13 protein-coding genes are annotated in these 13,202 nt (G+C 75.0%); 4 read left to right on the top strand and 9 right to left on the bottom strand.

The genetic code is table 11. From position 1 onward, the window contains the following. Positions 1–83 precede the first annotated feature (83 nt). Together ABZW10_RS04585 and ABZW10_RS04580 are read right to left on the bottom strand one after the other, a co-directional pair. Positions 84–626 (bottom strand): DUF1707 domain-containing protein, encoded by a 543-nt coding sequence (locus tag ABZW10_RS04585; RefSeq protein WP_355359802.1) that lies wholly within the window; start codon positions 624–626, stop codon positions 84–86. 110 nt (positions 627–736) lie between these two features. After that, entirely contained in the window at positions 737–1,093 is a 357-nt protein-coding gene (locus ABZW10_RS04580) for a beta/gamma crystallin domain-containing protein (protein WP_355359799.1), read from the bottom strand. Between the two features lie 208 nt (positions 1,094–1,301). Here ABZW10_RS04580 and ABZW10_RS04575 point away from each other — a divergent pair, with 208 nt between their 5' ends. From ABZW10_RS04575 to ABZW10_RS04560, 4 genes are all read left to right on the top strand, one after another. Then, positions 1,302–1,823, top strand: a complete 522-nt coding sequence (locus ABZW10_RS04575) for a hypothetical protein (protein ID WP_355359796.1) — start codon at positions 1,302–1,304, stop codon at positions 1,821–1,823. Between the two features lie 419 nt (positions 1,824–2,242). Continuing rightward, the gene (locus ABZW10_RS04570) at positions 2,243–3,376 is read left to right on the top strand and encodes a hypothetical protein (protein ID WP_355359793.1); all 1,134 of its coding nucleotides are present in this window, start codon (positions 2,243–2,245) and stop codon (positions 3,374–3,376) included. Between the two features lie 164 nt (positions 3,377–3,540). Next, positions 3,541–3,924: a hypothetical protein gene (locus tag ABZW10_RS04565; protein ID WP_355359791.1), complete on the top strand. Its 384-nt coding sequence runs from the start codon at positions 3,541–3,543 to the stop codon at positions 3,922–3,924. 43 nt (positions 3,925–3,967) lie between these two features. Further along, positions 3,968–4,675, top strand: a complete 708-nt coding sequence (locus tag ABZW10_RS04560) for a hypothetical protein (RefSeq protein ID WP_355359788.1) — start codon at positions 3,968–3,970, stop codon at positions 4,673–4,675. 81 nt (positions 4,676–4,756) lie between these two features. Here the strand turns inward: ABZW10_RS04560 and ABZW10_RS04555 are convergent, their stop codons facing one another. The 7 genes from ABZW10_RS04555 to ABZW10_RS04525 form a co-directional block, all read right to left on the bottom strand. Next, the gene (locus ABZW10_RS04555; protein WP_355359785.1) at positions 4,757–5,599 is read right to left on the bottom strand and encodes an ABC transporter ATP-binding protein; all 843 of its coding nucleotides are present in this window, start codon (positions 5,597–5,599) and stop codon (positions 4,757–4,759) included. A 34-nt stretch (positions 5,600–5,633) separates the two neighbouring features. Then, positions 5,634–7,208 carry an NAD(P)/FAD-dependent oxidoreductase gene (locus ABZW10_RS04550; protein WP_355359782.1) on the bottom strand — a complete coding sequence of 525 codons (1,575 nt, stop codon included), beginning with the start codon at positions 7,206–7,208 and terminating at the stop codon, positions 5,634–5,636. Between the two features lie 52 nt (positions 7,209–7,260). Then, the gene (locus tag ABZW10_RS04545; RefSeq protein ID WP_355359779.1) at positions 7,261–7,821 is read right to left on the bottom strand and encodes an OsmC family protein; all 561 of its coding nucleotides are present in this window, start codon (positions 7,819–7,821) and stop codon (positions 7,261–7,263) included. A gap of 151 nt (positions 7,822–7,972) precedes the next feature. After that, on the bottom strand, positions 7,973–9,367 hold the full coding sequence (locus ABZW10_RS04540) for a solute carrier family 23 protein (RefSeq protein ID WP_355359776.1): 1,395 nt from the start codon (positions 9,365–9,367) through the stop codon (positions 7,973–7,975). Between the two features lie 123 nt (positions 9,368–9,490). Continuing rightward, complete coding sequence (locus ABZW10_RS04535) at positions 9,491–10,051, bottom strand: 2'-5' RNA ligase family protein (protein WP_355359773.1); 561 nt, start codon at positions 10,049–10,051, stop codon at positions 9,491–9,493. After that, on the bottom strand, positions 10,048–11,784 hold the full coding sequence (locus ABZW10_RS04530; protein ID WP_355359770.1) for a methyltransferase: 1,737 nt from the start codon (positions 11,782–11,784) through the stop codon (positions 10,048–10,050). Before ABZW10_RS04530 ends, ABZW10_RS04535 begins: the two co-directional genes overlap by 4 nt. Before the next feature lie 116 nt (positions 11,785–11,900). After that, positions 11,901–13,124 (bottom strand): 4-hydroxybenzoate 3-monooxygenase, encoded by a 1,224-nt coding sequence (locus tag ABZW10_RS04525; protein ID WP_355359767.1) that lies wholly within the window; start codon positions 13,122–13,124, stop codon positions 11,901–11,903. Positions 13,125–13,202: the final 78 nt, after the last annotated feature.

The following is a 13,202-nucleotide window of genomic DNA, read 5'->3' as shown; positions in this document are numbered from 1 at the left end:
CAGCCGGTTCCGGCGCCCCTCGTCGCTGCGGGAGACGCGCCGCATCCGGACGCCCGGCCTCGTCCGGTGGTCTCCGCGCGCGTTCAGCGCCAGGAGTGACGGATCCTCACTCGGCCGTACCCCACGGCCCCGGAGATCCGGATCGTCGGACCGCCCGGGCGGGGGCTCGACGGAGGCCGGTAGCGCAGGTCCTTCCACTCCGTCTGCAGAGCGTCGAGGTCGACGACCGCGTCGCGGGGCACCGTGATCCTGGCGTTGCCGGTGCCCAGTTGCAGCTCGATGTCGACCACCGGGTGCTCGATCACGGCCCGGGACAGGTCCAGGCGGACCCGTCCGAAGGCGGACGCCACCGTGAGGAACCGCGGCACCCGCCACGCGCCGCGCCGCACGATCCGCCCGCCGGCGGCGGCGATCGTGGCGGTGGTCTCCGCCGGCGGCGCCGGGAGCGAGGACAGGACGGTCGCCAGGTCGCCGCGCGTCCTGGCGGTGAGCACGTCGTGGAGGCGTTCGTCCATCTCCTCGTGCGAGAGGTGCCCTTCGGCGTACGCCCCCTGCACCCGACGCACCGCGGTGTCGCGGTCGTCCTCGCCCAACGCCGCCGAGCGGTCCTCCGGTTGAGAAGTCACCGCCCCACCCTATCGGCGTACCCGCGACCGGCAGCGGCCGGTGCAAAGGATGGGGCCGTGATCACCGTGCCCGGCAAGCGGGTTGCCGCCGGGCACGGGCCGTCGGGGCGTCAGCCGATCTGGATGGCGGCGACCCTCGGCGGGCGGTTGGGGAAGGTGATGTCGTGCCAGCGCTCGATCCGCACCGAGTCGCCGTTGACGTCGAAGTAGGTCAGGTCGTTGTTGCCGGTGGAGATCCGGTCGACCCACCACCCGCCGAAGTCGGTCCTCCCCCCGTTCGCGTAGCAGTCGACGCTGTCGCGGCCGTCCAGGTGCGACCAGATCTTCAGGAAGTCGTTGCGGCCCCCGTCGCACTGGACGTGGTCGATGGCGTAGGCGCTGCCGCCCGGCACGCCGAGGGTCAGCGCGGCGGCCGCCGCGAACGCCACGACCGTGGACCAGACGGTCCTCGTGCTCTTCGAGATCACAGGTTTCTCCTTCTCCCGGGAAGGGCGGTGCACGGCCCGGCCACGGCGCGGCACTTGGGCCGGCGACCGGGAGCCCCAAGCTAGCGATCCCGTGTCCCCCGGACGGCCGCAACACTCCGGGTCCGAACGGAGCAGGCGCAGCTTCACCCGTTCGTGGATCCCACCGTGGACGGAGGAGCCGGCGGGCGGTGATCGGTAGGGTGGCGGGGTGACTGAACCCGGGCGGTGCGCGCTGCTGTTCCTGGACGTCGACGGGCCGCTCATCCCGTTCGGCGGGCCCGGCCCGTACCCCACCTACGGGAGGGCCGACGGGAATCCGCTGCTGGCCAGGATCGATCCCGCGCACGGGCCCCGGCTGGCCGCGCTGCCGTGCGAAGTCGTCTGGGCGACGACCTGGATGGACTCCGCGAACCTGTGCATCGCCCCGCTGCTCGGCCTGCCGCCGCTGACCGTGGTGGACTGGCCGGAGCCCTCCGCGGAGGAGGACGCGGCGGACGGGTACGACGGGCCGTACGAGCCGTACGGGCTGCACTGGAAGACCCGTCCGCTCGTCACCTGGGCCGGCGGACGGCCGTTCGCCTGGGTCGACGACGAGATCACCGCCGTCGACCGGGACTGGGTCGCCGCGCACCATCCGGGACCGGCGCTGCTGCACCGGGTCGATCCGCGGGTGGGGCTGACCGACGGCGACTACGCGGTGCTCGACTCCTGGCTGCGGCAGCCGTTCTGACCCACGGCGCTTCCGGCCCGGACCAGCCGTGCCCGGACGGAAGGACGGTTTCCGGTCAGGGCCCCGCCGAGGCGGGACGGAGGCGCTGGGGCGGGTGGTGCCGGTGCGGGGGCGGACGGGGCGACCGGGGCGGGAGGCACCCGGAGGGGCGGCCTCCGGACCCCGCGCGAAGGGCCGGACGGCGCGTGCCGCGGGCCTGTGCCGCCGCCCGGCGCGCCCCTACGATGTGAGCGCCGTCGGGCCTGACCCCCGACCCCGTCACTGCCGGCCGATGCCGGGTGGCGCCGGTCCCCTCCCTGAGGGACCGGTCGTCCCTGTCGGCCGCCGCGCGCCGGCTCACCCCGGGCACGAGCGGAACCGCAGTGCGGGCACCACCGCGCAGGCCGCCCGTGATCTCCTCACACCCAAGGAGTACACCCATGCACGCCGGCACCGCCGCACCACCGGTCAGACCCGTCCCCGCCGACCGCGCTCTGCGCGCCGTCCGCGCCCCGCTGCTCGTCCTCGCGATGCTGGCCGCCCTGCTGGGCGTCAGCCTCCCGGTGGCTGGCCCGGCGAACGCCGCCGTGCCCGACCGCTGGGGCTTCGCGTTCCTCGACAACCCGACCCCGCCGCCGGGCTACGTGCCCGACACCAGCCGCCAGTGGGGCAGCTGGCCCTCGCCGGCCGCCAACCCGGTGACGGTGGACCAGATCGGCACCGGGTCCTACGTCGTGCACTTCCCGCTGATCGCCGGCCCCGGCGGCATCGCGCACGTGACGGCCGTCGGCCGCACCGGCAGCTGGTGCCAGGTCCGGGGCTGGTCCACCGCCGGCACCGGGCAGGACGTCTCGGTGGGCTGCTACCGGCCGGGCGGCGCTCCCGAGGACACCCGGTTCACCGTGCTCTACACCACCAGCAGCGGGGTGCCCGCCCCGGCCGTCGGCGGCTACGGCTACGTCTACTCGAACACCACCGGCGCGGTGATCACCCAGTACAACTCGACCGGCGGCACCAACGCGGTGGGCTACGGCGGCACCGGCGTCTGGAAGGTCTGGCTGCCCGGCCTGGGCCAGGCCACCCCCGTCGGGAACATCGAGGTCACCGCCGTCGACCCGGTCAACGGCGCGCGCTGCAAGGTCGCCGACTGGGCGCCCTCCGCGAGCGGCCAGACCGTCGTCGTCAACTGCTACAACGCCGCCGGCGCGCCGTACGACACCCGCTGGACGCTGAGCTACGCGGAGAAGCGGGCCGTGCACGGGGCGGCGCTGCCGCCCAAGTCCTACGGCTACCTGTGGTTCAACGGCGGCGTGCCGGGCGGGACCAACTTCAACTCCTCCGGCGGGGTCAACACGCTCGCCGGCTCCGTCCCCTACACCGTCAACCTGCCGAACGTCGCCGTGCCCTCGGACACCGCGCAGGTCACCGCCTTCGGCCCCGGCCCCGACTACTGCGGCCTGGCCACTCCCTGGGCCCGCAGCTCCGGCACGGTGAACCTCTACCCGCTGTGCTTCAACGGCTCGGGCACTCCGATCGCGTCGCGCTTCCTGACCGCGTACACCTCGGCGTTCTGATCCGGCCGACCGCCACAGCACCGACCGCCCGTCGCCGGGCCCGGACGCCGCGAGCGTCCGGGCCCGGCCCCCTGTGCCGGGGGAACGGCGGGCGGGCGGGGAGCGGTTGGTCCGGATGCCACCGTGCGGGTGCGGCGGGGCGGTTCTGCGGTCACGTTGAGGAGATGGACATCGTCGTCGTACTGGAACCGGACACACCCACCAACATCCGGATCCTCGGGCCCGACCACACCCCCGCGGAGCCCGAGATCCCGGTGCGCCGCGCGCACACCGCCCCCACCGAGGCCTCCGGCGCCTGCGGCCCCCGCACCCTGTGCGGCCTGGACACCTCCGACATGACCCTCGCGCCGCACCGCTCCGGCGAGCTGGGCGGGCCACGGACCCGGACCCACTGGCACACCTGCAGCACCTGCCGGAACGCCGGGGAGAGCTTCACGCCCGACGCCCCCCAGGCGCCCAACGCTCCCAACGCCCCCGACGCGCCCGGGGACGGCACCGGCGACGCCCACGCCGGGGACGCCCGCGCGGGCGACGATCCTGCTCCGTGAACCGCCGTTTCCGGGGCCGCGGCGGGCACCTTAGGCTGACCGGATGACAACTGACCGCAAGACCCTGCTCGCCCCGGTGCTCCTGGCCGGACTCCTGCTCGGGACGGCCGCCTGCTCGTCGTCCGGTGCGGCGGACGCCCCGTCGGGTGGCGGGGCGCTCTCCTTCGGCAAGCTGAAGTCGGCGGTCCAGGTCCTCGGCCCCGACGCCTCCTGCCCGTTCGGCCTGGACCTGGCCGGGGCGCTGAAGGCGGTCGGGATCGAACGCGGTGTCACCCCGGCGGTCGGCACGGGCGGGCGGCCGGTGCGGGCCGAGGTCGTCCCGGGCGAGGAGGCCCGGGCGGTTCCGTCCGGCGTGACGCCCAGCCCGGCGGTGGCGTCGCTGCCGGCGCGGCCCGAGAGCGTCCAGGTGTGGTGTTCCTACACCGCCGGGACGACTCCGCTGGAGATCGCCGTGCTCGCCGCCCCGGCCGAGGGGATCGCGCTCAACCTGGCCCTGCCCTACCTCCAGCAGGCCGGCGATCTGACGGGCGACCAGCTGGTCGCCGTCTCGGGCGGCCAGCCCGCCCCCGGTCAGACCGGCACCACCCCCGGCCGCGGATCGGTCGGGATCGCCCGGGTCGCGGTCGCGGACAAGGGCGACCTGACGCTGCTGGTCAGCCAGGGCACGAAGGCGGCCGTCCCGGACGCGGCGCTCACCGGCGAGCCGCTGCGCGCGCTGGCCGGCAAGCTCGCCGCGCAGCTGCACGTCTGAGGCGCGCCCGGACGGTCGCCCCGATCACCACCGGACCGGTCGCCGGACCGGTCGCCGGACCGGCTACCTGCCCGGTGGCGGTCAGGGCCCGGCGGTGTCCGAGCGCTGGGCGGGCACCGTCGGGACCCGGTCGTGCTGCAGGGCCCGCAGGTCGGCGAACATCCCCGGCTCGGCGGCCAGCCGCTCGAACGTCCCCTCCTGGATCACCCGGCCGTGGTCGAGCACCACGATGCGGTGCGCCACCCTGGTGTTCTCCAGGTTGTGGGTGACCAGCACCGTCGCGCAGCCCCTGGCGACCTCGGCGAGACCGGTGAAGATCCGGTGCTCGGCCCGCGGGTCCATCGCGCTGGTCGGCTCGTCGAGGATCAGCAGGGTGCCGGCCCGGGCGCGGTGGAAGGCGGCCGCGGTGACCACCCGCTGCCACTGCCCCTCGCTGATCTCGGCGCCGCCCCAGAACTCCTTGGCCAGCAGGGTGTCCAGGCCGCCGGACAGCTCGGCGATCACCTCGTCCGCGCCGGTGGCGGCGGCCGCCTCCAGCACTGCGGCGTCGCCGGCCTCGCGCGGCTGACCCAGCGTGATGTTCTGCCGCGCGGTGAGCGGCCAGTGCGCGAAGTCCTGCTGCACGAGCGCCGTCTGGCGCCACAGCAGGTCCGGATCGAGGTCCCGGGTGTCGACGCCGTCCCAGGTCACCGTCCCGCCGTCGGGCAGGGTGAGGCCGCACAGCAGCTTCATCAGCGTGGACTTCGCCGCCCCGTTGACCCCGATCACGGCGACGATCTCGCCCCGGCGGACCCGGAAGTCCACGCCCTTGAGGGCGACCCGGTCCGATCCCGGGTAGCTGAAGGTGACGCCCCTGGCCTCGATCACCGCCGTCCCGGCCGGCGGGGCCAGCGCCCCGCGGTCCAGACGCTGGGCCCGGGCCATCGCGATGAACCCTTTTTCGATTCCGGGCAAGGGCCTAACCGGGCAGGTCCTCCAGCACGGCGCGGGCCGCGTTGTGGCCGGGGATGCCGCTGACGCCGCCGCCGCGGATCGCTCCCGCGCCGCAGAGCAGGACGTTCGGGTGGGCCGTCGCCACTCCCCAGCGGGCGGCGGCGCCCCGCGGTTCCTCCGTGGCGTACGGGAACGCGAGGTCGCGGTGGAAGATGTGGCCGCCGGGCAGGCCGATCTCCCGCTCCAGGTCGAGCGGGGTCTTCGCCTCCACGCAGGGCCTGCCGTCGGCGTCGGCGGCCAGACAGTCGGCGATCGGCTCCGCCAGCGCCTCGTCGAGGCCGGCCAGGCTCGCGGCCACGGCCCGTTCCTTGGCGGCCGGGTCGGCGAACAGCCGGGCGGGCTGGTGCAGGCCGAACAGGGTGAGGGTCTGCCGGCCCTGCCGGACGGCGTCCGGGCCCAGGATCGAGGGGTCGGTGAGGGAGTGGCAGTAGAGCTCCGACGGCGGCGCCGAGGGGATCCGGCCGGCCGCCGCCTCGGTGTACGCGGTCTCCAGCTGCCGGTAGCCCTCGGCGACGTGGAAGGTGCCGGCGAACGCCTCGCGGGGGTCGGCGGCGGGGTCGCGCAGGCGCGGCAGCCGGCGCAGCACCATGTTGACCTTCAGCTGCGCGCCTTCGGGCGCGGGCCCGGGGTCCTCGCCCAGCAGCCGGGCCAGGGTCGCCGGGGCGGCGTTGACCAGGATCCGGCGCCCGACCGCCGTCGCCTCGCCGTCGCGGTGGCGGTAGGTCACCTCGGCGTCGCCGGTGCCGTCGGTGGCGACGGCGGTGACCTCGCAGCCGGTGCGCAGTTCGGCCCCGGCCGCCCGGGCGGCCGTCGCGAGGGCGTCGGTCACCGCGCCCATGCCGCCGACCGGGACGTCCCAGTCGCCGGTCCCGTTGCCGATCACGTGGTAGAGGAAGCAGCGGTTCTGCCGCAGTGACGGGTCGTGGGCGTGGGTGAAGGTGCCGATCAGCGCGTCGGTGAGGACCACGCCGCGCACCAGGTCGTCGGCGAAGGTCTCTTCGAGCGTCTCGCCGAGCGGCCGCTCGAACAGTGCCGTCCAGGCCGCGTCGTCGCCGACCCGGCGGCGCAGTTCGGCCCGGGTGGGCAGCGGTTCGGTGAGGGTCGGGAAGACCCGTTCGGCGAGGCCGGCGGTCATCGCCTGGAAGCGCCGCCAGGCCTCCCACTCGCGGTCCGCCCCGGTCAGCGCCCGGAAGGACGCCCGGGTGCGGCCGGCGTCGGCCGCGTCCACCAGCAGGCCGGTGGGCTTCCCGTCGCGGACGGCGGGGGTGTACGAGGCGATCCGGCGCCGCCGCAGTTCCAGCCGCAGGCCGAGGTCCCGCACCACCGTGCGCGGCAGCAGGCTCACCAGGTAGGAGTAGCGCGACAGTCGGACGTCCACGCCGGTGAACGCCGGGGCCGACACCGCCGCGCCGCCGACCCGCGGGAGCCGTTCGAGGAGCAGCACCCGGCGCCCGGCGCGGGCCAGGTAGGCCGCCGCCACCAGGCCGTTGTGGCCGCCGCCGACGATCACGACGTCGTGCCGGGAGGACGAGTTCGCCATGTCCGGCACGGTACGCGACCGGGGCGGCCCGGGGAACACGGCGGGCGGCGGGTCAGGCCGGGCCGTGCGGGTCCCGGGAGAGGCGGACGTCGACGCTGTGCTCGGAGCGGACCAGCCGCAGCATGGGGCAGCGGGCGTCCGCGGTGGCCAGCAGGTCCGCCAGGGCCTGCGGCGAGGCCGGGCCCCGCAGCTCGACCTCGGCCGTCAGGTCGTACGGCACGGCGGGTGCCTCGGTCGGCACGCCGAAGAACCGGGCGTCGTTGTTGCGAGCCTTCACCCGGACCTCCACCCGGTCCAGCGGGAGGTCCTCCAGGGCCGCGACGCACAGGATGGTGTGGGTCAGGCAGGTGCTGACCACCGCGCAGAACAGGTCCGGCGAGGTCGGGCCGAGGCCGAAGCCGCCGATGTCGGGCCCGCCGTCGCCGATGAAGGACCAGTCCCCCACCCTGACCTTGCGGACCCCGGTCGCGTCGTCGGCCACGCAGACCGCGCCGACCTCCTCGTCCCAGTCGGAGCTCTTCGGTCGCCGCCGGGCGGCGTCGCGCATGGCCGCGCCCTTGTCGCGCAGGTGCTCGGCCAGGCCCGGCCCGGGGACCGCGGGTATGTGCGTCATGGACCGTAGCGTACGGGCCGCAGTCCCCTCCCGGGGCCTTGACGGCCGCATTCACCGGGGTGGTCGCCATGACGGGTCGGCAGCTGACGACAGGACGGGCCGGGCGGGGGAGGCTCCTGCGGGCCTCCCCCGCCCGGCCGTCGGGGCGTTCCTAGCGGGTGCCCGGCTCCTCGGAGTCGGTGTCGTAGGACGAGGTGCCCTCGTCCAGCAGCGGCTCCTGGGTCTTGAGGTGCGCGGGGGCCAGCGCCCGCAGCACGTGGTAGCCGGTGATGACGACCAGGGTGCCCAGCGCGATGCCGCTGAGGCTGAAGGTGTCGCTGAACTTCAGGGTGACGTTGCCGATGCCGATGATGATGCCCGCGGCGGCCGGCACCAGGTTCAGCGGGTTGCGCAGGTCCACCTTGGACTTGATCCAGATCTGCGCGCCGAGCAGGCCGATCATGCCGTACAGGATGACGGTGATGCCGCCGAGCACCCCGCCGGGGATCGCGGCCACCACGGCGCCGAACTTGGGGCAGATGCCGAACAGCAGAGCGAAGCAGGCGGCGGCCCAGTAGGCGGCGGTGGAGTAGACGCGGGTGGCGGCCATGACACCGATGTTCTCGGAGTAGGTGGTGTTCGGCGGGCCGCCGAGGGCGGTGGACAGCATGGAGCCGACGCCGTCCGCGGAGATCGCGGTGCCGAGCTTGTCGTCCAGGTTGTCGCCGGTCATCTCCCCCACGGCCTTGACGTGGCCGGCGTTCTCCGCGACCAGCGCGATCACCACGGGCAGGGCCACCAGGATCGCGGACCACTGGAAGGAGGGCCCGTGGAAGGTGGGCAGGCCGATCCAGTCCGCCTTGCCGACGCCCGACAGGTCCAGCCGCCAGTGGTCGGTGAGCTGTCCGCTCCCGTCCACCGAGTGGATCTTCCCGAAGACCTGGTCGAACAGCCAGGAGATGCCGTACCCGAAGAGCAGGCCGAGGAAGATCGCCACCCGCGACCAGAAGCCGCGCAGGGCCACCACGGCCAGTCCGGTGAACAGCATCACCAGCAGCGCCGTCCACTGGTCCTGCGGCCAGTAGGTCGAGGCGGTGACGGGCGCGAGGTTGAAGCCGATCAGCATGACGACGGCGCCGGTGACGATCGGCGGCATCGCGGCGTGGATGATCCGCGCGCCGAAGCGCTGGACCGCCACGCCCACCAGGAACAGCGCCGCACCCACCACGAACACGGCGCCGGTGACGGTCGCGCTGGTGCCGCCCTGGGCCCGGATCACCGCGGCGACGCCGACGAAGGAGAGCGAGCAGCCGAGGTAGCTGGGCACCCGGCCGCGGGTGGCCAGCAGGAAGATGACGGTCGAGACACCGGACATCATGATCGCCAGGTTGGGGTCGAGCCCCATCAGTACGGGCGCCACGAAGCTCGCGCCGAACATGGCCACCACGTGCTGGGCGCCGAGCCCTGCCGTCCGGGGCCAGGAGAGCCGTTCGTCGGGGCGGACGACCGCTCCCGGTGCGGGCGTACGCCCGTCACCGTGCAGCTTCCAGCGCACGCCGAGATCCATGTGGGGGTTCGCTTTCTCTGTACTTCCGGGAGTCTTTCCGCACCATTCTCCTGGTCACCCGGCCTTTCGCCCGCCACCGCCCCCCTGCTGGACCGTGCGCTCGGCGCGGTGGAGGCCGGCCGGTCAGCGGCCCGGCAGGGGGAAGGAGGCGCGGGTGCGCCACACCGTGCCGTCGTGGACGACGAGTTCGACCGAGGAGACCCGCGCGGTCACCGGGAGCAGCGCGGCGACCTCGGCCTCGGCCCGGGCCAGAAGGTGCTCGTCCTCGTGGTGGGCGACGGTCAGGTGCGGGACGACGTCGGCGAAGCGGCCGCCGAAGGGCGGGGCCTCCGGCCAGCGGGCGGCGATCGCCTCGGTGAGGCGGCGCAGTCGGCCGTCGGGTTCGGGGGCGAGGTACAGGATCCCGGGGAAGCGGCCGCACGAGGCGAAGCGCACCTCGAAGGCGGGGTGGCCGTCGAGCACGGCGGCGACGGCGGCGCAGACGGCGCCGTCGACCCGGGCCTCCGGCAGGAACGGGAACAGCACCGTGACGTGGGCCGGGACGCCGGCCCACGCGGACGGGTCGAAGCGCTCGCGCCAGGAGCGGACGGCGGCCTCGGCCTCCGGGATCCTGACGATCAGTCCGGTGCCGCCGGGCCTGGACGGGGCGGTGTCGGCGGCGTCGGCGGTGGCGGCGTCGGTCATGGGCGGGCTCCCGGTGGGGTGGCGGGCCGGCGGGCGTGGAGGAGAGCGGCGTCGAGCGGGAGCGGGCTGTGGGCGAGCAGGTCCAGGCCGGCGGCGGCGAGGAGGGCGCCGTAGTGGTCGGCGGTGCGTTCACGGCCGCCGACGTTGCAGAGCATGTGGAGGTCCCAGGCGGTGGCGAGCGACGGGGAGCCGTCGGCGGGCAGGAGGCGTTCGAGGACGAGCAGGTCGGCGTGGGCGGGCATCGCGCGGGCGCAGTGGCGCAGGATCGCGCGGCAGCGTCGGTCGTCCCAGTCGTGCAGCACCCGGGAGAGGAGGTAGACGTCGCCGCCCTCGGGGACGTCGGCGAAGTCGCCGGCACGGTACTCGCAGCGGTCGGCGCAGCCGGCCTCCGCCATGGTGCGGCGGGCGGCCTCGACGGCGTGCGGGCGTTCCAGCAGGATGCCGCGCAGTCGCGGGTGGGCGGTGAGGACACGGGCGAGGAGTTCGCCGTTGCCGCCGGCGACGTCGACGACGGTGGCGCCGGCCGGCAACCGGGCGGCGGCGGTGAGGGCCGGATGGGCGGGGACGGGGTCGAACATCCGGGCGCTCGCCGCCATGGAGCGGTCGAAGAGCTCGGCGAGTTCGGGGTCGCGGGCGAAGTGGTCGAAGTGGTTCTCGCCGTAGAGGTGGTCGAAGGCGGGCTCGCCGGTGCGCACGGCGTGGTCGAGGGCGCCGAAGGAGCGGTAGAAGGGTCCGCCGTACATCAGGGCCAGCGGGCGCATCGAGCCCGGGGCGTCCTCGCGCAGCAGCGCGCCGACGGCGGTGAGGCGGTGGCCGTCGTCCTCGGGGGTGACCACGCCGAGCATGGCGAGGTAGCGCAGCAGGGTGGCCAGGGCGCGGGGGTGGGTGCCGGTGCGGTGGGCGAGGGTCGCCGGGTCGACGGGGGCGGCCGGGTGCGGGGCCTCGTCCGGGCGAAGGGCCTCGGCCGGTTCCAGCGCCTCGGGCAGGCGCAGGCGGGCGGCGACGGCGAGCGCCTGGGTGGTCCACGCGCCGGTCAGCAGGCGCAGCAGGGTCTCGGCGGGCGGCCGGGGGGCCGGGGCGGCCAGGTGGGCGGCGAGGGCGGCGCGGTGGTCGCCCGGCGCGTACAGCTCCAGGCGGCGGTAGCCGGCCCGGGAGTCTGCGGGGGCGGTGAAGTAGAGGACGGTGCCGTCCTCGTGGGGGTTGTGGCCGCCGCCGTCGGGGGTGGCGCCGTGGTCGGCGAGCAGGGCGCAGAGGCCGCGCAGCAGCACCGGCTCCGGGTCCGGCAGCTCGAAGGCGAGGTGGGCCTCGTGCTGGTGGGTCCGTTCGTGGTCGGCGAGCGGCCGGAGTCCGGAGCCGGGCGGCACCGGCAGCGCGAACACCTCGACGGTGCGGGGCGTCGGGCCGGTGCCGGGCACGGGGACGCGCCGGATGGTGACGTCGAGCGCGGCTGCCGGGTGGTGGTGACGGTCGGCCAGCCGCTCGCGGACGACGGTGCTGGGGCCCGGCAGGACGTCGGCGGGCAGGCCGCAGGCGGCCAGGTCCGCGCGCAGCGCCGCCGGGTCGGGCGGGAAGACCAGCAGGGCGGCGTGCACGAAGCGCAGGTGGCGGGTGAGGGAGCGCAGTGCGGTGGTGTCGAGGCCGGGCAGCAGCAGCGGCAGGAGGGTGGCAGTGTCGTGGCGGCGGACGAAGTCGGCGGTCGCGTGCAGGCGGGAGGTGTCGTCCTCGGTGGTCATGGCGGTACGTCCTCGGTGCGTGGATCAGATCAGTGGTGTCCGCGGATCGGCGGTGTCCGCGGATCAGCGGTGTCCGCGGATCAGCGGTGTCCGCGGATCAGCGGTATCGGAGACGGTCAGAGGCCGACGTAGTTCTCGGCGAACCAGTCCTGCTGGGCCCGCGAGGTGCGCAGGGCCGACAGACGGGCGCGGCGCAGTCCCTCGTCGAAGGAGGACGGGCCGCCGTGCGGGGTGGGCACGGCGTGCAGCAGCCGGACCATCCAGTGCGAGAACTCCTGGGCGCGCCAGATGTACTCGAGGCAGCGGGCCGAGTAGCCGGCCAGCGCGCGGCCGTCGCCGTGGGCGAGTTCGTCGACCAGGGCGGCGGCCAGCAGTTCCGCCTCCAGGACGGCGAGGTTGGCGCCCTTGGCGGCCGAGGGGGTGATCAGGCTCGCGGCATCCCCCGCGAGCAGCAGCGCGCCGTGGCGCAGCGGTTCGACGACGTCGCACTCCAGGTCGACGACGCTGCGCTGGACGATGCTCCCCCGGTGCAGCGGGCCGTGCTCGGCCGAGCGCATCCGTTCGTCGAGTTCGTGCCAGATCCGGTCCTCGGACCAGGCGTCGGGCGGGGTGCCGCGCTCGCACTGCAGGTAGTAGCGGGTGATCTGCGCGGTGCGGGCCATGTGGCCGGCGAAGCCGCGCTCGTGCACGGCGTAGCCGACGGCGTCCAGGCTGGGGGGTGCCTCGGCGAGCAGGCCGAGCCAGGACAGGCCGTGGTCGTGGTGGTGGACGACGGCGCCGGGCGGCAGTGAGCGGCGGGCGGCGCCGTGCCGGCCGTCGCAGCCGGCGACGTAGCGGGCCCGCCAGCGCACGGGGCGCCCGTCCGGGCCGCTCGCCTCGACGACCGGGCGTTCGCCGTCGGTGTCCAGCACCCGGTGGGCCTCGGTGGCGAGGTGCAGCCGGCCGCCGGCGTCCAGGTAGGAGGTGAGGAGGTCGGCGACGAGGTGCTGCTGCGGGTAGACGGTGTGGCGCTCGCCGCGGCCCAGGTGCGCGTAGTCGAGCCGGAAGCGGCCGTCGGCGGTGCGGAACTCGCAGGTGGCGTGGGCTTGGCCGCGGCGGTGCAGGCCGTCGGCGAGGCCGTGGCGGTCCAGGACGCGGACGGTGTGCGCGGCGAGGAAGCCGGCCCGGGCCCGGGCGTGCAGGTGGGCGCGGTCGGAGCGTTCCAGGACGACGCAGTCGAGGCCGGCCCGGTGCAGCAGGTTGCCGAGGACGAGGCCGGCCGGGCCTGCGCCGAGGATCACCACGTCAGCCGATTCTTCGACCATATCCGCTCCCCCGTTGGTGTTCTGACGGTTGGTCATAAGACGTCAATTCTAACGACCGGAGGATACGGAAATCGGTGCAAATCACTCTCAGGGGTGAGCGGAAGAACGGTCGAG

Origin of the sequence: Kitasatospora sp. NPDC004723, assembly GCF_040609255.1 — a bacterium.
Taxonomy (GTDB): Bacteria; Actinomycetota; Actinomycetes; order Streptomycetales; family Streptomycetaceae; genus Kitasatospora.
Note: the sequence above shows the minus strand (reverse complement) of the source record. Positions and strands in the feature narration are given on the sequence as shown.